At 71.3% G+C, this 22029-nt stretch carries 20 protein-coding genes; 15 read left to right on the top strand and 5 right to left on the bottom strand.

Going from position 1 to position 22029, the window contains the following annotated elements; genetic code table 11:
- The first annotated feature begins 2 nt into the window (after window positions 1-2).
- The 4 genes from ACWV17_RS06235 (at window position 3) to ACWV17_RS06220 (ending at window position 7097) form a co-directional block, all read left to right on the top strand.
- On the top strand, window positions 3-3077 hold the full coding sequence (locus ACWV17_RS06235; protein WP_455358818.1) for a lantibiotic dehydratase: 3075 nt from the start codon (window positions 3-5) through the stop codon (window positions 3075-3077).
- Window positions 3074-4858: an ABC transporter ATP-binding protein gene (locus ACWV17_RS06230; protein WP_455358817.1), complete on the top strand. Its 1785-nt coding sequence runs from the start codon at window positions 3074-3076 to the stop codon at window positions 4856-4858. Before ACWV17_RS06235 ends, ACWV17_RS06230 begins: the two co-directional genes overlap by 4 nt.
- A gap of 9 nt (window positions 4859-4867) precedes the next feature.
- On the top strand, window positions 4868-5815 hold the full coding sequence (locus ACWV17_RS06225; RefSeq protein WP_455358816.1) for an LLM class flavin-dependent oxidoreductase: 948 nt from the start codon (window positions 4868-4870) through the stop codon (window positions 5813-5815).
- Between the two features lie 76 nt (window positions 5816-5891).
- Window positions 5892-7097 (top strand): erythromycin esterase family protein, encoded by a 1206-nt coding sequence (locus ACWV17_RS06220; protein WP_455358815.1) that lies wholly within the window; start codon window positions 5892-5894, stop codon window positions 7095-7097.
- Between the two features lie 13 nt (window positions 7098-7110).
- Here ACWV17_RS06220 and ACWV17_RS06215 read toward each other — a convergent pair whose 3' ends face one another.
- The 3 genes from ACWV17_RS06215 to ACWV17_RS06205 form a co-directional block, all read right to left on the bottom strand.
- Window positions 7111-7641, bottom strand: coding sequence for a hypothetical protein (locus ACWV17_RS06215; protein ID WP_455358911.1), 531 nt, complete (start codon window positions 7639-7641; stop codon window positions 7111-7113).
- A 251-nt stretch (window positions 7642-7892) separates the two neighbouring features.
- Window positions 7893-8318: a phospholipase D-like domain-containing protein gene (locus tag ACWV17_RS06210; RefSeq protein ID WP_455358814.1), complete on the bottom strand. Its 426-nt coding sequence runs from the start codon at window positions 8316-8318 to the stop codon at window positions 7893-7895.
- Window positions 8305-9270, bottom strand: coding sequence for an AAA domain-containing protein (locus ACWV17_RS06205; RefSeq protein ID WP_455358813.1), 966 nt, complete (start codon window positions 9268-9270; stop codon window positions 8305-8307). Before ACWV17_RS06205 ends, ACWV17_RS06210 begins: the two co-directional genes overlap by 14 nt.
- A gap of 242 nt (window positions 9271-9512) precedes the next feature.
- Between ACWV17_RS06205 and ACWV17_RS06200 the strand changes: the two genes are divergently transcribed.
- The 10 genes from ACWV17_RS06200 (at window position 9513) to ACWV17_RS06155 (ending at window position 19468) form a co-directional block, all read left to right on the top strand.
- A complete protein-coding gene (locus tag ACWV17_RS06200; protein WP_455351934.1) occupies window positions 9513-10508 on the top strand; it encodes an AfsA-related hotdog domain-containing protein in 996 nt (331 codons plus the stop codon).
- Window positions 10505-11551, top strand: coding sequence for a beta-ketoacyl-ACP synthase III (locus ACWV17_RS06195; protein ID WP_455358812.1), 1047 nt, complete (start codon window positions 10505-10507; stop codon window positions 11549-11551). The genes ACWV17_RS06200 and ACWV17_RS06195 overlap by 4 nt, the downstream gene beginning before the upstream one ends.
- Window positions 11552-11632: 81 nt before the next feature.
- Window positions 11633-11872: a phosphopantetheine-binding protein gene (locus ACWV17_RS06190; protein ID WP_455358811.1), complete on the top strand. Its 240-nt coding sequence runs from the start codon at window positions 11633-11635 to the stop codon at window positions 11870-11872.
- Window positions 11869-13101, top strand: a complete 1233-nt coding sequence (locus ACWV17_RS06185) for a beta-ketoacyl-[acyl-carrier-protein] synthase family protein (RefSeq protein ID WP_455358810.1) — start codon at window positions 11869-11871, stop codon at window positions 13099-13101. The genes ACWV17_RS06190 and ACWV17_RS06185 overlap by 4 nt, the downstream gene beginning before the upstream one ends.
- 17 nt (window positions 13102-13118) lie before the next feature.
- Complete coding sequence (locus ACWV17_RS06180; RefSeq protein ID WP_455358809.1) at window positions 13119-14084, top strand: aldo/keto reductase; 966 nt, start codon at window positions 13119-13121, stop codon at window positions 14082-14084.
- Between the two features lie 4 nt (window positions 14085-14088).
- A complete protein-coding gene (locus ACWV17_RS06175; RefSeq protein ID WP_455358808.1) occupies window positions 14089-14913 on the top strand; it encodes an HAD family hydrolase in 825 nt (274 codons plus the stop codon).
- Window positions 14900-15937, top strand: a complete 1038-nt coding sequence (locus ACWV17_RS06170; RefSeq protein WP_455358807.1) for a 3-oxoacyl-ACP synthase — start codon at window positions 14900-14902, stop codon at window positions 15935-15937. Before ACWV17_RS06175 ends, ACWV17_RS06170 begins: the two co-directional genes overlap by 14 nt.
- 59 nt (window positions 15938-15996) lie before the next feature.
- On the top strand, window positions 15997-17568 hold the full coding sequence (locus tag ACWV17_RS06165) for an MFS transporter (protein WP_455358806.1): 1572 nt from the start codon (window positions 15997-15999) through the stop codon (window positions 17566-17568).
- Window positions 17565-19079 carry an FAD-dependent monooxygenase gene (locus tag ACWV17_RS06160; protein ID WP_455358805.1) on the top strand — a complete coding sequence of 505 codons (1515 nt, stop codon included), beginning with the start codon at window positions 17565-17567 and terminating at the stop codon, window positions 19077-19079. The genes ACWV17_RS06165 and ACWV17_RS06160 overlap by 4 nt, the downstream gene beginning before the upstream one ends.
- The gene (locus ACWV17_RS06155) at window positions 19076-19468 is read left to right on the top strand and encodes a PPOX class F420-dependent oxidoreductase (RefSeq protein WP_455351943.1); all 393 of its coding nucleotides are present in this window, start codon (window positions 19076-19078) and stop codon (window positions 19466-19468) included. The genes ACWV17_RS06160 and ACWV17_RS06155 overlap by 4 nt, the downstream gene beginning before the upstream one ends.
- Before the next feature lie 48 nt (window positions 19469-19516).
- Here ACWV17_RS06155 and ACWV17_RS06150 read toward each other — a convergent pair whose 3' ends face one another.
- The gene (locus ACWV17_RS06150) at window positions 19517-20050 is read right to left on the bottom strand and encodes a cysteine hydrolase family protein (protein WP_455358804.1); all 534 of its coding nucleotides are present in this window, start codon (window positions 20048-20050) and stop codon (window positions 19517-19519) included.
- A gap of 64 nt (window positions 20051-20114) precedes the next feature.
- On the opposite strand from ACWV17_RS06150, the gene ACWV17_RS06145 reads away from it, so the two are divergent.
- Window positions 20115-20975, top strand: coding sequence for an alpha/beta fold hydrolase (locus ACWV17_RS06145; RefSeq protein ID WP_455358803.1), 861 nt, complete (start codon window positions 20115-20117; stop codon window positions 20973-20975).
- Between the two features lie 89 nt (window positions 20976-21064).
- On the opposite strand, the gene ACWV17_RS06140 is transcribed toward ACWV17_RS06145, so the two are convergent.
- A complete protein-coding gene (locus ACWV17_RS06140; RefSeq protein WP_455358802.1) occupies window positions 21065-21730 on the bottom strand; it encodes a 4'-phosphopantetheinyl transferase family protein in 666 nt (221 codons plus the stop codon).
- Window positions 21731-22029: the final 299 nt, after the last annotated feature.

Genomic DNA, 22029 nt, shown 5'->3' with positions numbered 1-22029 from the left:
CCATGCCACCCTACGAGCCCGCCGGGTTTTTCCTGCTGCGCTCCCCGGTCCTGCCCGTCCGCGCCTTCCTCGAACTCACCGAGGACCCCGCCCGCACCCCGCAGGGCCTCGTCGACCTGGCCCGCCGCCCCGACGTCGCCCGCGCGCTGCTCGTCGCCAGCGAGGACCTCGCCGGCAGCCTAGACCGCCTGGACGACCTCACCGAGAAGCGCCTCCGCCGCCTGCGCTCCGGGCTGCTGCGCTACCTGACCCGCATGGCGACCCGGCCCACCCCCTTCGGTGCCTTCTCCGGCGTCGCGATGGGCGAGTTCGGCGCCGCCACCACCGCCCGGCTCGGCCGGCCCGAGGACCACCGGCTGCGCGTCCGGGCCGACATGGGCTGGCTGCTGGCGCTCATCGAGAAGCTGGAGGAGGACGCGGACCTGCTGCGTCAACTCCATCTTGTCCTCAACCCGATGGCCGCCCGCGCGGGCGACCGCGTCGTCCTGCCGCAGGCCGACAAGTACGGCCGCCACGACGAGCGGACCGTCCGCGTCCGGGCCACCCCCGCCGTAGACCTCGTCATGCGGACGGCCGCCGCGCCCGTCCCGTACGAGCGGCTCACCGCCGAACTCGCCGTCGCCTTCCCCGACGTGCCCGCCGAGACCGTCACGGGACTGGTCCGGCAGCTCTGGGACCTCGGTTTCCTCATCGGCGACCTGCGGCCGCCGCAGACCGCCGGGCGCCCCGAACACCACGTCCTGAAGAAGCTGACCGGCGTTCCCGCCGCCGCGCCCGCCGCCGAACGGCTCCGGGCCGTCGCCGACCTCGCCGACCGGGTCCACGACACCGCCTCGCTGCGCGCGCTTGCGGCGGCGCAGAGCGACCTCGTGCCGGGCCACACCGGACGGAGCTATCAGGCCGACACCCTCCTCGACCTGCGCGAGTCGGTCCTCAACGCCTCCGTCGGGCAGGCCGCCGCCGAAGCCGTCGGCGTCCTGATACGGCTCAGCGCGGCCCACGGTCGGCGCGACCATCTGACGTGCTACCGCGAGGAGTTCACCGAGCGGTACGGCGCCGGGACCCGCGTCCCCGTCCTCAGTCTGCTCAGCCCCGACACCGGCCTCGACGCACCACCGACGTACACCAATCCGCCGCGCTCCATCGAGCTGCCCACCGCCCCGCCCGACGACACCGCCCGCCTGGACGGCGCGCTCGTTGAGTTCGCCCAGCAGGCGTGGTGGGACCGCGCCGACGAGGCCGAGCTGACCGACGCCTGGCTGGACCGGCTCGCCCCGCCCGGCCCCGTACCGGACCCGCCACCCGCGATGGAGGCGTACCTCCAGATCCACGCCGCCGACCGGCAGGCCCTGGACCGGGGGGAGTGGCGGGCGGTCCTGCGCCACGACAGCCTCACCTACGGCGGACGCACCTTCGGTCGCTTCGGCGACCTGCTCGGCGCGGACACCGTGGAACGGCTCCGGGAGTACGCGCGGCGCGAAGAGGCCCTCTTCCCCGACGTCGCGTACGCGGAACTCGCCTTCCTGCCGCCCTACGGCCGCGCCGCCAACGTGACACTCCGCCCCGCCGTTCGGCCCTACGAGATCCCGGTCAACACCGCCCCGTCGGTGGGCCCGGACCAGATCGTGCCGCTGGATGACGTCCTGGTGGGCGTCTCCGGGGACCGCTTCCACCTGTGGTCGCGCCGGCTCGACCGGGAGATCGTCGTGGCGCAGCACCACATGCTCAGCCCGACCCTCGCGCCAAACGTCGCCCGCTTCCTTATCGAGGCGTCCCAGGACGGCCACGTCCTGCCGACCGGCTTCCACTGGGGACCCGCGGAGGCGGCCCCGTTCCTGCCCCGCGTCAGCCGGGGCAAGGTCGTCCTGCGGCCCGCCCAGTGGCGGCTCGCCGCCGACGCCGCCGACGACCTCGACGGCTGGCGGGCCCGCTGGCAGGTGCCCCGGCACGTCTACCTCGTCGAGGCCGACCAGCGGCTGCTCCTCGACCTCGACCACCCAGCGGGCCGCGAGGAGATCCGTACCGAACTGGCCAAACGGACCAACGTCGTCCTGCACGAGATGCTGCCCTCCTTCGACGGCATGTGGCTCCAGGACGAGGCGGGCGAGCGCTACGCCGCCGAGGTCGTCGTGCCCGTCGTCGCCCGCGACGCGGTGCGTGCCACCCGCGCGCCCGTGCCGCGTCACCACCGGGAGGTACCGGTGGAGCGCCACGCCCCCGGCGGCGCCTGGACCTTCCTCAAGGTCTACGCGGCGCCCGAGCGGCAGGACGAGATCATCGCGGGCCCGCTCCTCGACCTCGTCGCCGAACTGGCCGCGGGGAACCTCCTGGACCGCTGGTTCTACATTCGGTACGCCGACCCCTTCCCGCACCTGCGCCTGCGGGTGCGCGGCACCGAACCGGCCCGGACTCTCACCCGGGTCACCGCGTGGGGCCGGAGCCTCGTCGACCTCGGGCTCGCCCGCGACATCGAACTCGCCGGATACGCACCGGAGATCGCCCGTTACGGCGGCTCGGACGTCTTCGACACGGTCGAGCGGCTCTTCCGCGCCAACAGTGAGGCCACCGCCCTGCTGCTGTCCCGGCGCCTCGACGTCAGGCCCGAGTTCCTCGCCGTCGCCGCCCTCGACACCCTCCACGCCCAGTGGGGCGTTGACCTCACCCCGTACGCGGAACACAGCGCAGGCCCGGACGAGGTCCATGTCCGCGACACCCGTGCGCTGTTCCGCGCCCATCGTGACTACCTGTGCGAACTCCTCAGCCCCTGGGACCGCGACCCGCACGAGGAGGGCCGGGCCCACCGCCTGCTGCTCCAGGAGACCTTCGCGGCACAGGCGCACGCCGTCGCGCAGACCGCGGAGGCGGTGCGGGCGGCCGCCCGGGAGGGCGCCCTGGTCGGCTCCGAGGACCAGGTCCTCGCCAGCCTCGCCCACATGCAGATCAACCGCCTGCTGCCCATCGACCTCGACCGGGAGGCCCGCAGCCACGCCCTGTGGGCCCACGTCCGGCGCGCGGTACGCGGCCGCGAGGCGGCCGCCGGCGCCCCGCCGGGCGCGGCGGGAGAGGAGCGCCGATGATCTGGCTGCGCGTCAGCGGGCTGTTCTGGCGGCTCAGCCCGCTGCGGGTGACAGCCTTCACGGTCGTCTCCGTCCTGCTCGCCCTGATCCCGGCCGCCCAGATCGGCCTCGTCGCCGCCGCCGTGCAGGGCGTCGCCGACGCCGTCACCGGCGACCCGGACGCCGGACGCACCGCCCTGCTCGCGGGCGGCGCGCTGCTGGGCGTGGGCCTGGTCAACCACGTCCTCGGCACGTTCCTCCAGTACCTCGACACCCTGCTGCGCCTGGAGCTCACCGCCCGCGTGGGCGAGTGGGTGATGCGCAAGGGCACCCGGCTCGACCTGGAGCAGTACGAGGACGCCGAGATCTACGACACGATGCAGCGCGCCTTCCAGGAGAGCAGCGGCGGCCGTGTCTACCAGGTCTTCACCCAGCTCCTGGAGGTCGCCCGGGAGTTGGTCACGCTGGCGACCGTCAGCGTCGTGCTCTTCTCCTGGAGCCCATGGATCGCCCTGGTGATCCTGCTCTCGCCCGTCCCGTCGGTGATCTCGTACATGTTCTTCAGCCACAAGGCGTACGAGATCGAGTACGAACGGGCCCCCGACCGCCGCCGCCTGTACTACTACCAGCACCTCACGACCACCGACCACACGTACAAGGAGGTGCGGCTCTTCCAGCTCGGGCCGCACCTCCTGGAGCGGTACACCCGGCTCGTGCGGACCTTCTTCGACGTGGACCGGCGCCTCGCACGCCGGCAGTCCGTCCTCGGCGGCGTCCTCGGCCTGGTCAGCGTCGCCGCCTCGTCCGGCGCCGTGCTCTGGGCCATCCACTCCACCACCGGCGCGGGCCAGGTCGGCCAGCTCGCCGGCTACCTCCAGGCGGTCGGCTCGATCCAGGTATCCGCGCACGGCATGCTGCTCGGCATCGCCGCCCTCTACAAGGACAGCCTCTTCCTCGGCAACCTCTTCGCCTTCTTCGCCCTGCCCGAACGCCGGCTCAAGGGCGGCACCCGGCCCTTCCCGGAGAAGCTCCGCAAGGGCATCGAGTTCCGGGACGTGCGCTTCGTCTACCCCGGCACCGGCCGCGTCGTCCTCGACGGCGTCAGCTTCACCCTCCCGGCGGGCGAGTGCGTCGCCCTCGTGGGGCAGAACGGCGCGGGCAAGACCACCCTCGTCAAGCTCCTCACCCGCCTCTATGAGCCGACGGGCGGGCAGATCCTGGTCGACGACGTGCCCATCGAGGAGTACGACCTCGACGACCTGCAACGCCACATGGGTGTCATCTTCCAGGACTTCATCCGCTACGAGCTGCCCGTCCGCGACAACATCGGCTTCGGCCGCGTCGAGGCTCGGGAGGACACCGCACGCGTCGCCGAGGCGGCCCGCGCGGGCGGCGCCTCGGCGATCGTGGAGTCGCTGCCAAAGGGCCACGACACCGTCCTCGGCCGGCACTTCGAGGACGGACACCAGCTCTCCGGCGGCCAGTGGCAGAAGATCGCCCTCAGCCGCGCCTTCATGCGGCGCGCCCCCGTCGTCGTCCTCGACGAACCCACCGCGGCGATCGACGCCGAGGCCGAGGCGGAGATCTTCTCCCGGCTCAAGGACGTCGCCCGCGGCGCCACCTCCCTCGTCATCGCCCACCGCTTCTCCACGGTCCGGATCGCGGACCGGATCGTCGTCCTGGAGAACGGCAGGGTCAGCGAGGACGGCGTCCACCAGGACCTCCTGCGGGCCGACGGCGTCTACGCCCGTCTCTTCCGAATCCAGGCTTCGGGCTATCTGACCGAAGCCGCGTCCTCGTGAGGCCGAACGATGCGCGTATCCGTCCTGTACCCCCTCATGCCGACGGACCCCGAGTCCCTCGTCCCCTTCGCCGCGCTCGTCCGCGACGGCGGGGCCGCCCGCCTCTGGCAGGGCCAGTCGCTGAGCGCGGACACCCAGCAGGTCTTCGCCTATCTGGCCGGCCGGGGATATCGCGTCCCGGTCGGCACCAGCGTCGTCCTGATGCCGCTGCGGCACCCCATGGAGGCCGCGATCCAGTCCCGCTCCCTCGCGCTGCTCACCGGGCACCCCACGGTCCTCGGACTCGGCCCGGCCACCCCGGACTTTGTCGCCGGCCTGCGCGGCAAGCCGTACGACAGCCCGCGCGACACCTGCGTCGCCTACCTCCGGGAGGTGCGCCGACTCCTCGGACCCGAGGACGACGGCGGCGCCGTCCGGTTGCCCGCGCTGCCGCACCCCGGCGTCGAGACCGGGCTTGGCGTGCTGCGCCCGGCGCTCGCGCGCGCCGCCGGTCAGGTCGCGGACGCCGCGATCAGCTGGATGACCCCGCACGGCTACGTCCAGGACACCCTGCTGCCCGCCATGGCCAAGGGCGCCGCCGAGGCGGGCCGCCCCGTGCCGCGCGTGGTCACCGTCGTGCACGCCGCCGTCGACCGCCCGCACCGCAACCCGTACCGGCTTGCCTACACGGCGGCCCGCGCCCACCTCGCCGGACCCCACTACTCCGACATGCTCCGCCGCGCTGGGCTGCGCGTGCACCACAGCCGCCCGAACCTCGGCGCCCGCGCCCTCGTCGACGCCGGCGTCTTCCTGCACGGCACAGCCCAGGAGATCGCAGCCGGACTGGCCGAATACGGCCGTGCGGGCGTCGACGAAGTTGTCGTCAACGTCGCGGGCGTGTATTCCGACCATGGCCGAGAGGACGCCGTACGAGACCTCCGGGACATCCTGACGGCGTGCCGCGAGGCGGAGAGCTGACACATGATCGGGTGCGGCGACACGGGCGGACCGCAGGGGCCGCGCTCCGCCGCACGCAGGGAGGAGAGGCACCCCGGTGCCCGACGACATCGCCCGCTGGCTGACCGAGCACGCCCGCCCCCTGGACACGCTGACCCCGGGTGCGCCCACCGACGACCTGAAGCCGCTGGGGGTGAAGCTGCGCGGCGCCCGGATCGTCGGTCTCGGCGAATCCACGCACGGCACCGCCGAGTTCTTCCGGCTGAAGCACCGGATCACGGAGTTCCTGGTACGCGAGGAGGGGTTCACCACCCTCGCCATGGAGGCCAGCGAGTCCGCCGCCCGCGCCCTGGACGGATACGTCCGGCACGGCGTCGGCGACCCCGCGCGGCTCGTCGCCCGGCTCGGCTTCTGGACCTGGCGCACCCAGGAGATGGTCGACCTCGTCGAGTGGCTCCGCGCGCACAACCGGGACCTCCCCGAGGAGCGCCGGGTCCGCTTCGCCGGCATCGACCCGCAGCGCGGCGCCGACTCGGTCGAGGCCGTCACGGCCTTCCTGCGCGCGAGCGCGCCCGAACGGGAGGAGGACGCCCGCGCACTGGAGGTCCTGGTCCACGCCCGCCCCGGCTCGCGCCCCGACCCCGAACAGGCGCTCCGGCACCGCGCCGAGGAGGTTGCCCGCCACCTCGCCGACCACGACGACGCCGACGACGGCCTCGTGGAGCACGCCCGGATCCTCGTCCGCGCCGCCGACCTCGTGACCCGCTCGCTCGACCAGTCCGCCGGGGAGGAGAGCGCCTTCGCCGTGCGCGACCGCGCCATGGCCGACGCCGTCGCCCGCCTCGTGGACGGCGACCCGACGGCCCGGGTCATGGTCTGGGCGCACAACGGCCACCTCGCGAAGGGCACGTACGGGGACCGGGTCACCGCGCTCGGCAGCAGGCTCCGCGAGCGGTACGGCGACGGCTACTACGCCCTGGCCCTGCTCTTCGGCAAGGGCTCCTTCCTCGCCCGCAGGGGCGACGACCTCCAGGCCCCTCCCGTACGGCACCGCATCGGCACCGGAACCCGGTCCATCGAGGCACGGCTCGCCGACGCCCTGAAGGGCGACTATTACATCGACCTGCGCTGCACCGCCCCCTGGCTGCACGCGCCGCAGGCACAGCGCAGCTTCGGCGCAAACGTGCCGCGGTTCTCTTACCGGTTCCACACCGCGCCGCTGGTACCGGCGAAGGACTACGACGGCATCGCTTTCGTCGCCCGCTCGACCTGCTCCCACCCGCTGCCGCAGGCGGAGGAATGAGGGCGGACCCTGCTCACGGCCACATCTCCAGCAGGGCGTTCAGTGTCAGCTTCCACATCGGCTCGGCCCCCGTCCCGAAGGCGGCGGCGAGCGCGTACCCGACGGCGGCGTCGTGGGGCTCCACGCGCTCGCCGCTCTTCGACCCCTCCCACTCGGCGCAGACCGTCCCGTCCCCGGTCGACGTGAAGACGCCGAGGAGACGGCCGTCGCGCAGCAGACGGCTGGTGCCCAGGGAGTCCGGCACCAGCAGATACCCGTGTCCCCGCGCCGCGGATTCGACCTCCACCCGGTACGAACGCCGGGTCAGGAAGCCCTTCGCGGGGCGCAGGGTCTCGTCCGCGCCGTCCACGCTCAGGGTGAGCCGCCCCTGTTCGCGCGTACCGATCGGCACATGGCTCTCCGGCGGGGTACCGGCGCTCCGCCGGATCTCGGCCCGCGGAAGCCCGTCGCCGCTCACCGCCAGCGTCCCGCCCTCGTGGTCGAGCGCGATGTAGACCGCCCCGAAGAGCCGGTCGGCGGCGGGCTTGTACGTGAACGCCTCCATCAGCACGCTCTTCTCTCCTCGTCGCCCTATTGATCGTCGCCCGTCAGTCTCCGCCAGGGCGGCGACGACGGTTCCCTTTCCGGCCACGGAGTCGGACGAGCCGAGGAGAGCGTTGGGCGACCTGATCCAGGGTATGGCTCCGTCATGCACCCCGAAGGGGCGCCGTGGCTGAGCTGGTATACCGCGCCGCTTCCGAGTCCACCCTGCTCTCCCCGGTCATCCGGTACACGGTGCCCAGCCATCACTGCGTCTCACTGTTCGACAAGAGGCCCCGCCCTGAACGGGCCGACGAGGGCGAAGTGCGCCCCGCGCATCGTCAGCATGATCTCCCGGGTCCAGCTCTGCGAGAGTACGTTGAGGCTGCCGAGCATGACCGTCTGCTCGTCGATCACGGCGATCTTCTGGTGCATGACGTTCATGGGGACGACCGAATGAGCCACTGTCCGCAGATCTCCGATCAGCGCCTGGTTGGCGTCCCGCTTCTGGAGCTGGTCGGTGTCATCCCGGATGAAGACGCTGATCCGCACACCTCGATCGGCTGCTGCCCGAAGATCCGGCAGGAGCAGGCGGAGGCGACCCGCGACCCAGGGCGCCCACAGCCACAGCGAACGCCGCGCGCGCCGGAGCCCCTCCGAGAAGGTCTGGTAGAAGGCCCGCTCGTCGTCAACCTCCGTCACCTCCACGTGCCGGCTGAGACCCGGGTGACGGCGACGTTGAAGAGGCGGACGCCGTCGCGGGGCCAGGAGCTCGGGGCGGGCTGCCGGTGGGCTTTGGCCATCCACAGTGGGCGACTGTTCCGGTCGCCTCCACGGTGTCGAAGACGACGACGTCGAATTCCCGCCCTTGGAACCTGTGCGCTGTACCCACTTCCGCCGACGGGCACCCTCCCGGCCCTTCCACGTTCCGTAGGGCTTCCAAGGTGGCGTCCGACTGGATCCGGTACGGGGTTACCACGCCTGTCTCCTCGCCCAGCTCCCCGTGCAGCTCCACCAGCGCCCGGGCGATCAGGGAGCCGGCCGGCCACCAGCCGCTGCGGCTGCCCGTCAGGTGAGGCCTCGCCAGTTCGTGGAGTCCGTCCGTGTCGATCAGCACGATCTCGGGATCGTTCGGCGCCCGCTCCGCCCGCGTCTGGCTGCCTCCACCCAGCAGGCCGCCGTACGCGAGGTCGTTGGCAAGCCGCATCACGGCCGGCCCGATCCGATGCTGCTGGGTGAGGGTGACGCAGGCGGGATGGGCCTGTGCGTCGGACGGCTCGACAATGCCGCAGTGTGCGAAAACGTCCGGGAGCAGCCAGCGTTTGATGTCGTCGCGCTCCAGGTCCTTCAGTTCTGCCGGGATGACGGCGCCCAGCTGCATGAAGTCCCCGAGCAGGACAGCGGTCCTACGGGCCTTGCCGGTGGCGAGTAGGAGCTCGGGCAGGGTGGCGGCGCCGGCCTCATCCACGAGCACGACGTCGTACGGCCCCTCGAAGGCGGCCCGATTGGTGCGGAACCGGGCCAGGGTGGTGGCGACCAGCTTGGCACCCTTGATGATCTCGCCCTGGGCGTTGCGGGCCAGCCGCTCGTACTCCTCCTGGACCGCCTGGTACTCCTTCTCCAGACCGGAGCGGCGGGAGCCGTCGGTGGCCACGGCCGGCCGCAGTCGCCGTGCTCGATCGAACCGGACGGGCCAGCCCTTCCGTCGAAAGGCCCAGGTCAGGGGCTCTGGCGGCGGGATGTCAGCCCCTTACACGCTCCGACAGTGGGACGAAAGAGCCCCTGGCTAGTTTCTTTCCTGTCGGCCACGGACGGGTGGTCCGGCGGTTGACGATCAAGAGATTCCGAGAGTGTCGGCGGGGAACCTCCGTGCTCTTGACAGGGGGTTACCTGCCGATGACGGTGTTCACAAGTACCTTTGCGCCCGGTATACAGGAGCTCGGATTCGTTCGGTCCGTCGACCGGCGTCTGCTTCATCGGCGGGCCCTGTCGGAAGTGTTCCTTACCGACACCTCGGCTGTGGACGGGCAGCGCTTTCTGGCGGGGGCTCAGCTCCCCTCCTCGCACGCGTACTTCACCGATCACATCGGCCACACGGTCGTCGACCCGGTACTGCTCCTGGAGTGCGCCCGGCAGGCCGAGACGTACGGTGCGCACACCCACCTCGGCGTCGACGGCGACACGAAGTTCGTCCTGCAGTCGTGGTCCATGCGGCTGCCCGGCCTGTTCGCCGTCCACTCCGGCGACCCGGCGGAGCTGACCATGCAGGTCACCAACGACCGGCCCGCCGACGCGACCGCGCCCCCCCGGTCCGTCACGTACGAGATTCGCTTCCTGCTCTCCGGGGAAGAGGTCGGCGAGGTGCGCATGGCGGTCGGCTACCTGTCGTCGGGAACGTACTCCTTCGTCCGGTCGAAGCGGCGCGGCAGCCCTCCCGTCTCGTCCGACGACATCGCGACCGTCCCGGCAACGGTCGCCCCTCAAGACCTCGGGCGCGCCGACCCGGTCAACACCCTGCTCATCGACCCCGTGCACGACGGTGACGGAATCTCCGCCGGCGTAAGGACCCCCAACGACAACCCGAGCATGTTCGACCATGCGCAGGACCATCTGCCGGGCATGGTGCTCACCGAGGCCGCGCGGCAGGCCGCACTGCTCGCCGGTGCCCGGCTCCTCGGCCGGCCCGCCGACGGGACCACGCTGGTCGGGTTCGACCTCGGCTTCGCCAAGTTCGCCGAACTCGACGCGCCGACCACGGTCAGCGCGGTCCCCGAGCGCGACCGAGACGGAATCCAGAGCTTCCGGATCGGCTTCCTGCAGAGCGGCGAGGAGATCGCGTCCGGCACCGTGGAGACCACGGCCGTTCCCGCGTCGCACCGGAGCGCACGGTGAGTGGACGTGCGGCGGTTCTCGCCGGGCTCGGCGGCTGGCTGCCGCCGACGCGGATCACCAACGACGACCTCGCCCGGCAGTTCGACACCACCGACGAGTGGATCACGACCCGTACCGGGATCCGGCAGCGGTTCGTGGTGCCGCCGGGTCTCTCCACCTCGGACGTCGCAGTCGAGGCGGGGGCCAGGGCGCTCGCCTCTGCGGGTACGGACTCGGCGGACCTGCTTGTTCTGGCCACGAGCACTCCGGACCATCCGTGCCCGGCCACGGCGCCCGAAGTGGCCAGCCGGCTCGGGCTCGGGGAGATACCCGCATTCGATGTCTCCGCCGTGTGCACGGGGTTCGTGTACGCGCTGGCGACCGCGTCGAGCATGATCCGGGCGGGGATCGCCGACAGCGCCCTGGTGATCGGCGCCGACACCTTCTCCACCATCCTCGACCCCGAGGACCGTACGACCAGGGCGATCTTCGGGGACGGCGCGGGGGCAACGGTGCTGCGCGCCGGCCGCATGGGGGAGAGCGGTGCGCTGCTCGGGTTCGACCTTGCCAGCGACGGCTCCCAGGCAGATCTGATCACGGTGCCGGGCGGTGGGTCCGAGCACCGCTCGAAGGGGCTTGCCGCGCCGGGCGACGAGTTCTTCACGATGCAGGGCCGTTCGGTGTTCCGCAACGCTGTGACGCGGATGACTGAGTCATCTCGGCGGCTGGCGAAGCAGCTCGGCTGGCCCCTCGAGTCCATCGACCGGCTCGTCGCCCACCAGGCCAACATCCGCATCCTGACCGCCGTCGGCAATGAACTCGGGCTGCCCGAGGAGAAGTTGGTGGTCAACCTCGACCGGGTCGGCAACACCGTTGCCGCCTCCATACCGCTGGCGCTGGCCGACGCCGTGCACACGGGCTCGATCGCACCGGGCCACCGGGTGCTGCTGTGCGGCTTCGGCGGGGGCCTCACCTGGGGGGCCGCGGCCCTGGAGCTGCCCGACGTGTCCGTCGAACCACTGCCGGGCCCTGCGGCGCCGGCTCAACCCACCTGCGCGAAGTAACCCCGCGTGCGCGGTGCGACCCGCCTGCGCCGAGCAAACCACAACAAGCCATGCAAGCCATGCGAGGAAGAAGGACCAATCATGAGCGCTGTACAGGAAAAGCTGACCGGTCTGCTCGTCGCCCAGCTCGGCGTGCCCGCTGCGAAGATCGAGCTGGGGATCGCCTACAAGGATCTCGCCCTCGACTCGCTCGCGCTGATCGAGCTGACCATGCTCATCAACAAGGAGCTGGGGACCGACCTCAACGACGACGTTCTCCAGGGCGAGACGACCATGGGCGACACCGTCGAGCTCATCGAGTCCCAGGGTGTACGCGCGTGACCCTCCCATCGAAGGGGGCCGTGGCGATCACGGGGGTCGGACTCGTGACCGCCGCCGGCCTCGATGCGAAGACGAGCTGGGAGCGAGTGTGCTCCGGCCGGTCGACCGCCGCCCCCGATCCCGAACTCGCCGGACTTCCCGTCGACTTCTCCTGCCGCGTGCCCGGCTTCGACGCCGGGGCGCTGCTCGGGCCGGGCAACGCCTGGCGGCTCGACCGCTTCACGCAGCTGGCGATCGTCGCCGCCCGCCAGGCGGTGTCCGACGCGGGCCTCGACCCGGAGAACTGGGACGGCACACGTGTGGGCGTCATCGTCGGCAACTCATTGGGCGGTACGGCGACTTGGGAGCAACAGCACCGCAGGTTCCTGGAGGACGCGCCGAAGAGTGTCTCGCCGCTGATGATCCCCATGGGGATGTCGAATATGGTTGCGGGCCAACTGGCCATCCACGTCAAGGCTTTCGGGCCGAGTATGGTCACGGCCACGGCCTGCGCGTCCGGCTCCAACGCCATCGGCCTGGCCCGGGACCTGCTGCGGTCCGGCACCTGCGACGTGGTGCTCGCCGGTGGCGCCGAGGCTGCCCTGACGCCCGCGACCATCACCGGCCTGACCCGGATGGGCGGCCTCTCGGGGCGGCGCGAGGATCCGGGCACCGCGTCCCGGCCGTTCGACGCGGCACGCGACGGCTTCGTCGCGGGAGAGGGCGCCGGGATCCTCGTACTGGAGCGGTCCGTGGACGCGCGGGCGCGTGGTGCCTCGGTATACGCCAACGTCATCGGCTTCGGCTCGTCGACGGACGCGTACCACGCCACCGCGCCCGATCCGAGCGGCGCCGGGATGGAGCGAGCCCTGCGCGCGGCCCTCGCCGACGCGGGTGCGGGGACGGACGAGGTGGACCACGTCAACGCGCACGGCACCTCGACCCCGCTCAACGACGTCACCGAGGGCCGCGTGCTTCGCCGGGTCCTGGGTGAGCGCCCGCTGGTCACCTCGACCAAGGGCGTCACGGGGCACGCGCTCGCCGCGGCGGGGGCCATCGAGGCCGCCTTCACCGCGCTGGCGCTGCGCGACGGCGTGGTCCCGCCGACGGCCAACCTCATCGAGCTCGACCCCGAGATCGACCTCAACATCACAACGGGCGCGGCGGCGAAGACGGATCTGGAGGTCGCGGTGAGCACGTCACTGGGCTTCGGCGGCCACAACGCCGCACTCGTCTTCGCGGCCGCTTGAGAACAGAAGGAGGAAAGGTGCGCCTGAGGAATCTGGGCAACACGGGAATCAAGATCGGCAGCGTCGGCCTCGGGTGCATGGGCATGAGCTGGCTCTACCAGGAGTCCGCCCGGGACGACGAACGCTCCATCCGGGTCATCAACGAGGCGCTGGACCTCGGCGGGAACCTGCTGGACACGGCGGATCTCTACGGGGCGGGCCACAACGAGACGCTGCTGGGCCGGGCCGTCGCGGGCCGCCGGGACGAGGCGGTCGTTGCGACGAAGTTCGGCATCGTCCTGGACGACCTCCAACAGCGGGCGGCCCATCGCGACAACTCACGGGCGTATCTGCGTACGGCGGTCGAGGCGAGTCTGCGACGGCTGGACCTCGACGTCATCGACCTCTACTACGTCCATCGCATCGACCCCGCCGTCCCGCTGGCGGAGACCTGGGGCGCGATGGCGGAGCTCGTCGACGAGGGCAAGGTGCGCTGGCTCGGCCTGTCCGAGCCCACGATCGCACAGGCCCGCCAGGCGCACGGGATCCACCCGGTGACCGCCGTCCAGTCCGAACTCTCGCTGTGGACGCGCGACGCGCTGGAGGGCGAGTCGGGCGGGATGGTCGGCTGGTGCGAGAGCGCGGGGGCGAGCTTCGTTCCGTTCGCGCCGCTCGGCCGGGGCTTCCTCACGGGGACCCTGCACGCCGGCCAGTTCGAGGACACCGACTTCCGTACCGCCAACCCGCGCTTCCACCGTGCCGCGATGGAGGCGAACCAGCGCATCGTCGACGTGATCCGGGAGGTCGCCGACCGCCGTTCGGTCACGCCCGCCCAGGTCGCCATCGCCTGGACGCTCGCGCAGGGCGAGCGGGTGGTGCCGATCCCCGGCACGAAGAACTCCCGCTATCTGCGGGAGAACCTGGCCGCGGCGGAGGTCCACCTCACCGAGGGGGACCTGGCCGACCTGGCCGCGCTGCCGGCCGCCGTCGGAAGCAGGTACTGAACTCATGACAGGTACTGAGCGCATGGGTGACAGCACCGAGGCCATGGTTGAACTGCCTGTCCGGATCGCGTTCTTCGACGTCGACGAGACGCTCATCGACATCAAGAGCATGTTCTCCTTCCTGGAGTTCCACCTCGCCGACCCGGACCGATACCGCGCGGCGGAAGGGGAGTTGACGCGTGCCGCGCGGGCCGGTGTGCCCCGCGAGGAGACCAACCGCGCCTACTACCGCAACTACGCGGGGGCGGAGCTGGAGGACGTCGCCGAGAGCGGGCGCCGCTGGTTCGCCCGCGAGCGGCAGCGGGACGGCTTCCTCCACCGGGACGTCGTACGCGAACTGTGCCGGCTCCAGGCCGAGGGATATCAAGTCGCCCTCGTCTCGGGGTCGTTCCGCGCCTGCCTAGACCCGATCGCGAAGCACCTCGGCGCGGACCATGTGCTGTGCAGCGAGCCCGAGGTGGCCGCGGGCCGGTACACGGGCGAGGTGCGTACCGCGATGATCGGCGCGGCGAAGGCCGCGGCCGCCCGCGCCCTGATGAACCGGTCGGGCGCACGTTCCGAGCGGTGCGTCGCGTACGGCGACCACGCATCGGACCTGCCGCTGCTGACCTGCGTGGGCGGTGCGGGGGTCGTCGGGGACGACCCGGTGCTCGCCGAGCACGCCCACCGGTTCGGCTGGATCCGATTGCCCGGAACCGCCGGGTCCGCAGCGGCAGCACAGGGGACCGCCGCTGCGGCCCCGGCCGGACATCCGGCCGCCCCCACTTCGGAAACCTCACCCGCTCCATCCACGTCGAGCACGGAGGAACTCACGCATGCGACTCGGTAACGGGCTGGGGATCCGGGCCGTCAGGACCTGTCTGCCGGTGACCGTCGAGACCGCCCGGGACGCCTGCACACGCGGCAGGATCGGCGAGGAGGACCTGACGAACACCGGTGTCACCGAGGTCCCGGTCTCGGGAACGGTATCGGCGCCGGACATGGCCGTGGAGGCGGCGCGCGCCGCACTCGCCGCGGCGGGCTGGGACGGCGCCGGCCTCGGCTTCACCACGCACGCCTGGATCCACCACCAGGGCCACGACTTCTGGTCGCCCGCGCACTACGTGGCGCACCGGGTCGGCGCGGTGCGCGGCGTCCCGCTGGGCATCCAGGTGATGTGCAACGGCGGCGGCACCGCACTGGAGGCGGCCGCGTCCCGGCTGCTGGCCGACCCCTCCACCGTCACTGCGCTCGTCACCACCGGCGACCGTTTTCCCGACGAGGGCTTCGATCGCTGGGCGGGCGACTACGGCGTCTTCTACGGTGACGGGGCTACGGCGGTCCTGCTGCACGAACGCGACGACGCCGTGGACGAGTTCACGCTGCTGGGCCTGTCCAGCGCCGCCGTCTCGGCGGCCGAGGGGCTGCACCGCGGGCGGGACGAGTTCACCCCGGCGAGCCGGTGGATCAGCGACCGGATCGACGTCAAGCGCACCAAGAAGGCATTCATCAACGACGTCGGCCTCGGCGGCTTCTACACCGGGGTGCACGCGGCGCTGCGCGGCATCGTCACGACCGCGCTGGAGGAGGCCGGCATCGACGCCGACGACCCCCGCATCCGGGTCCTCGCCCTCCCCAGAGTGGGCATCAAGGTCCGCCGCGAGACGTACCACCCTGCGGTCGAGGGCCTGACCAAGGCAAGGGTTGTCGAACTGGGCAACCGCACCGGCCACTTGGGAGCCGGTGACATGGCGGCGAACCTGACGGACATCCGCGAGCAGGAGCTGCTCGCGCCGGGCGAGATCGCCCTCACGATCTCCGCGGGCGGAGGCTTCGGCTTCACCTGTGCGGTCGTCGCCCGGCCCGTCCGCTGACTCCACTCGTACGCCTATCCATACCTATCCCCCATCAACCCCCTGAAAGGGGATGTTTCATGAGTACGGCTCGTCCGGACACCGGTCGCGGCAATCCGACACTGACGCTTGTCGCGGTCTGTCTCGCCGTCCTGGTCCTGCCCGCCTCGCTGACCGGTACCTCCGTCGCCCTTCCGGAGATCAGTTCCGATCTGCACGTGGGCCTTGCCCCGCTGCAGTGGGTGGTCAACGCCTACAACCTTGCCTTCGCCTGCTTCATGCTCGGCTGCGGCTCGCTCGCGGACATCGTGGGCCGCCGACGGATGTTCGCCGGCGGTACCGCCCTGTTCGCCGTGTCGACCCTGGTCAGCGCGGTGACGTCGAGCATCGAGGTGCTGGACGTGGCGCGTGCGCTCGCCGGGCTCGGGGCCGCGGCGGTGATGACCTCGGGTGCCGCCATTCTGGCCACGACGTTCGAGGGGGCCGCCCAGGCGCGGGCCTTCGCGATCCTCGGCTCGTCGGCCGGTGCCGGTCTGGCACTCGGCCCGTCAACCGCGGGTCTGCTCGTCGGCACCTTCGGCTGGCGTTCGGTGTTCTTCTCGCACCTGCTCATTTCGGTGCTCGTGCTCATCGCGGTACCGCTGATGCCCGAGTCGAAGAACCCCGCCGCGACGAAGGTCGACTGGGTCGGCATCACCACGTTCACGTTGTCCCTGTTCTGCCTGATGTTTGCCATCGTCCAGGGACAGCAGCAGGGCTGGACAAGCGGTACGACACTGATGCTGTTCGTCGCGGCGATCGTACTGATGGCATTGTTCGCCGCCGCCGAACTGCGCCAGCGGCAGCCCATGATCGATCTTTCGCTCCTCAAGCAGGGCCGGTTCATGGCCGTTTCGCTGATCCCCGTCGCGCTGTCCTTCAGCTTCGTGTGCATGCTCGTGCTGCTGCCCACGTACTTCACCTCGGTCGCGGGGATGAGCGCGAACGCCTCGGGCGCCACGATGCTGCTGCTCACCCTGCCGGTCCTGGCGGTTCCGCTCGTCGTCGGCAAGCTGGTCAAGAGCGGCGTGTCCACCCGGCTCATCCTCACTCTGAGCCTCGTGGTCGCCGCGGTGGGCGCGGGCTGGCTCACCCTGATCGACCCGGACGTGTCGCTGGTGGCGCTGGCCGGTCCGCTGCTGCTGCTGGGCATCTCGATGGGCATGACGGCCGGTCTGGTGGACGGCGCGGCAATCACCTCCGTGCGGCCGACGCAGGCAGGTGCCGCCGCCGGTCTCTTCAACACGATGCGGCTGGCCGGTGAGGCGTTCGCCATCGCCGTGATGAGCGCCGTGCTGCTCAACTCGGCCCGCTCGCACATTTCCGACGGCCTGTCCGGAGTCGAGGGCGCGAACGGCGTCGACGCGGACGGCGTGGCCGACCGCGTGATCAGCGGCGACCTGGCCGGAGCGGCCGACACCGTCACCGGTTCCGCCCGCTCCGACTTCCTCGACCTGCTCACCGGGAGCTACACGGACGGCCTGCACCTGGTGCTGTGGGTGGTCGTCGCCATCTGCGCCGCGAGCGCCGTGCTGGTGAGCGTGATGCTGCGCGAGCGCGCCGCCCAGCCGGCCGCGCCCGCCGAAGCCGTCGCCGAGGAGGCGACCGTATGACCACCCCCGCGGGTACGCTGCCCGTGCTGGTCGCGGGCGCGGGTCCGGCCGGGCTCACCGCGGCGACCGAACTCACCCGGCGTGGTGTACCGGTCCGGTGCGTGGACAAGGCCGAAGGACCCAGCACGCTGTCGAAGGCTCTGGGCCTGTGGCCGCGGACGGTCGAGCTGATCCACCGGGTCGGCGGGCAGGACCTGCTCGCCGCGCGTGCGCTGCCCCAGTCGCAGATGCGGTACTACTCCGCCGGGAAGGTCATCGCCGACCTCCGCTACAAGCCGGCGACCCGGCCGCTGATCTGCCCGCAGCCGGACATCGAGGACGTCCTGCGGACCAACCTCGCCTCGGTCGGGGGCAGTGTGCGGTGGGCGACCGAGCTGCTGGGCTTCGAGCAGCTCGACGACCGGGTACGGGTCCGGCTGCGGCACCCGGACGGCACCGAGCATGAGGAGGAGTTCGCGTACGTCATCGGGGCGGACGGGGCGAGCAGCACCGTCCGCGGCCATCTCGGCATCGGATTCGAGGGGTCCACCTACGAACTGCGGTTCGTGGTCGCGGACGTGAGGGTCGAGACCTCTTTCGACCACCGCATGACGCACTACTTCTGCTCGCCTCGGGGCATCCTGGTGGCCTGCGGACTGCCGGACGGCCGCTGGCGCGTCTTCACCTCGGCACCTCCCGGGGTCAGCCAGGAGGACGTCGACCTGGCCATGGTGCAGAGCCTGGTCGACGAGCGCGGGCCCGGCGGGATCCGGCTGCGCGACCCCGACTGGATCAGCGTGTTCAACGTGCACGCGCGGCACGCCGACTCGACCCGGGCCGGCCGGGTCTTCCTGATCGGCGACGCCGCGCACATCCATAGCCCGGCCGGCGGGCAGGGCCTCAACACCGGGGTCAACGACGCCCACAACCTGGCGTGGAAGCTCGCCCTCGTCTGGCGCGGCCACGGCGCCGAGGGCCTGCTCGACACGTATGTGAGCGAGCGCGGGGACGTGGCGCGCGCCGTGGTGCGCCAGGCCGAGGTGCAGACGAAGCTGTGGCTGCTGCGCAAGGGCCACCAGGTCGTCCTGCGCGACAACCTGTTGCGGATCGCTTCGGGCCTGCGCCTCTTCGACCTGGCGTACATACCGTGGCTCGCCGGTCTGCGGACCACCTACCGGACCGAACCCTCGGCTGGAAGGAAGACGGCCGGTTTCGTGCCCGGCGCACTGGTGCCGCTGCCGCAGCGCAACGAACTCGACGATCTCCGCCACACGTTGATCCTCATGGGGACGCAGGACGCGTCTGTGCGGGAGCTGACCCGGTGGTGCACGGACCGGCTCGACGCGGTACTCGACGTCCGCACCGGTGCTCGCCGCGGAAAGCCCGCGCTCATCCTTGCCCGGCCGGACGGTCACGTGGACTGGATCACCAAAGACGCCGCCACGATGCGGGCACGACTGACGGACCTGTTCGGCCCCCTGCTCGGGACCTGGCAGGACAAACGAGAGAAAGTGAAGGAACACACGGCATGAGTCTCATTCCGGACAGCCACCAGGATCTGCTGGAGCGGCCGCTCTTCGGTCATCTGGCCACGATCCGGGCGACGGGCGGCGGGCCGCAGGTGAACCCGATGTGGTTCTCCTGGGACGGCGAGTACGTCCGGTTCACCAACACGACGGTCCGCTACAAGTACAAGAACATCACAGCCGACCCGCATGTCGCGGTGTCGGTCAACGACCCGGAGCAGCCGTACCGCTACCTGGAGATCCGCGGCGAAGTGGTCCGGATCGACGACGACTCGTCCGGCGAGTTCTTCGCGCAGCTCGCGGAGCGGTACGGCATGAAGCTGGACGGCCCGCCGCCAGACGTCGCGCACCGCATCGTGTACGTGGTCAAGCCCACGGCGGTCAGCTACCAGTGATCCGGTCGGCTTGAGGCCGGACCGCGTCGCACTGCCGGGCCACGAGGGTCAGTTCCGGCCGGCCTTCGCGGTCGTCAGGTCCGCCACCACGGCGGTGCCGGCGCCGAGCGCGGTGAGGCGGTCGAGTGCCGCGCGGTGCTGTGCCTCGTCCACACTGGCCGTGGCGTCCGAGACGACGACTACCCCGTAGCCCAGACGCAGCGCCGTCGCGGCGGTGGACGCGACACCGTGCGCGGTGGACAGTCCGGCGACCACGACCTCGGTGACGCCTTCGCCGCGAAGCCGGTCGTGGAGGTCGGTGCCGTCGAAGGCGTCGAGGCCGTGCTTGGTCACCAGGTGCTCGCCGGTACGCGGTTCGAAACCGGAGACCAGCTGGTTGGGGGCGGCGCCGATGCCGCCGTCGGCGCCGTCCTCTCGTACGTAGCGGACGAGCACGACGGGCGAGGAGCCGGTGTTCGCGAAGTGCTCGCGCAGCCTTCCGCAGGCGTCGGCCACGACGTCACCGCCTACCGGCTGCCACGGCATGTCGACGATCCACCGCTGCAGATCAACCAGGACAAGTGCCGTGCGTGCGCGGGTCATTCTGTTCCCCCAGGACGGATGATCAGCGGTCCACCGCACCCTACCAAGGGAAAAAGACAGCCCGATGGAGAGGCCAATCGCGACGCGGGACGGTCTGCGACTGTGGACGGAGACGTTCGGCAGCCGCGGCGATCCGGCGGTGCTGCTGGTGATGGGCGGCACGGCGCCGGGCATCGTGTGGCCGGACGAGCTGTGCCGGCTGCTCGCCAGGGACGGCCACTTCGTGGTGCGTTACGACCACCGCGACACCGGCAGGTCGGGGAAGTCCGACGACGAGTACGACCTGTCGACGCTCGCCGCGGACGCCGCCGACGTGATCGTGGGGCTCGAGCTCGGCCCGGCACACGTGGTGGGTCAGTCCGTCGGCGGCATGGTGGCTCAGCTGCTCGCGCTCGACCGGCCCGAACTCGTCCGGTCGCTGGTGCTGTTGTCCAGTTCCCCGGATGCGAACGGCGACGTACGACTGCCGCCGCGCACCGGACTGCCCGGTCCACGCCGGCCGATGCTGGAGCGCGCCGCCCGGCTCGCCGCGTCCCCGCCCCAGGGGCCCGAGGAGAGCCTGGCCGCGGCCGTCGACGGCTGGCAGGTGCTGGTCGGACCCTCCGTACCGTTCGACCGGCCGTACTGGATCGATCTGGTCAGGCGCGTGAAGGACCGCGGCCACGGCCCCGACACTGCGTGGCGCCATGCGGCGGCCCTGGACCGCACACCCCCGCTCACCGGCCGGATCGCCGCCCTCGACGTACCGACGCTCGTCGTGCACGGCGAGCGGGACCCCGTCTTCCCCATGGAGCACGGCGAGGAACTGCGTCGGGTGATCCCGCGGGCACACCTGTGGCGGATCGCCGGCATGGGCCACATCTTCCCGCCGCACTGGTCGTCGACCATCAGCTCGCTGGTCGTCGACCATCTGCGCAGAACTTGAATGTCGCGTACGAAGGAGACTGTGCACCGTGGGTGAACACGGTTACGTATTGAACAAGAAGTCCGGAAGTTGAAACGGAGAGGAGCCCGTCACTCCCGCGCAACGGCCGTCATGATGAGGAAATCCCGTACCGCCCAACGGCCGTGGAGCACTTCGTGGCGGAATTCCCGCGCCGCACCACTGCGCCCACTCAAGCGGACCCGGAAGGTCCCCTCTGCCAAGTCCCCAGAACCACCGACGCCATTGTCACAGACCCGCCCGGACAGCGTGAGTTCCGCATCTCGGAAACCCAGCCGGATCCCGTGCAATGGATACCACGCCTTGTATGCCGCCTCCTTGGCGCTGAACAACAACCGGTCCACGTGGACTTGGGGCAGGGCCGCCGCCAGCTCCGTCAGTCGCACCCGCTCCCGGGCGGACGAGACAAGCTCCAGGACGCCGTCGCGCAACCCCAGGTTCGGCTCGGCGTCGATGCCGAGCGCCGTGACATCGGCGCGGCGGGCGAGCGCCGCGGCCCGGTACCCCCGGCAGTGCGTGATGCTCCCCACCAGCCCCGACGGCCAGACAGGAGCCCCCGTCGCATCTGCGGGCACGGGCCGCGGCTCCTCGCCGAGCAGCTCCATCGCGCGGCGCGCGCAGCCGCGCCCGGCGGCGAACTGGTCCCTTCGCTCGGGCAATGCCGCCGCGATCAGCGCCCGTTCGGCCGGCGAAAGGGCACTCTCTTCACCGGGCGCGTCACTGACGTCCTCGGCCACCGCAACGCTTCTCGGCAGCAGTCTTTCGATCACCAAGTCCCCCGATTTCGGCCGCCGTTCAGATGCGGCCGCGGCGGACCTTACCATGTGACCCATCAAACAAGGCGGCGCCCCCGGCCCGTCTTCGGCATCCCTTATGGTGGCAAACGCACAACTGAACAGTCCCCATGCTCGCGCTCCGGCAATGGCGCAGCGCGTGAGCGCGGGGAGGCTGTGCACACGCCTACGGGGGATGGCAAGAACTGCATGGAACGAAACGAATTCGTCCCATCGCCAAGCGTCCCGGCGCATCGCGCCGG

It is taken from the genome of Streptomyces mabaensis (assembly GCF_053763515.1).
Note: the sequence above shows the minus strand (reverse complement) of the source record. Positions and strands in the feature narration are given on the sequence as shown.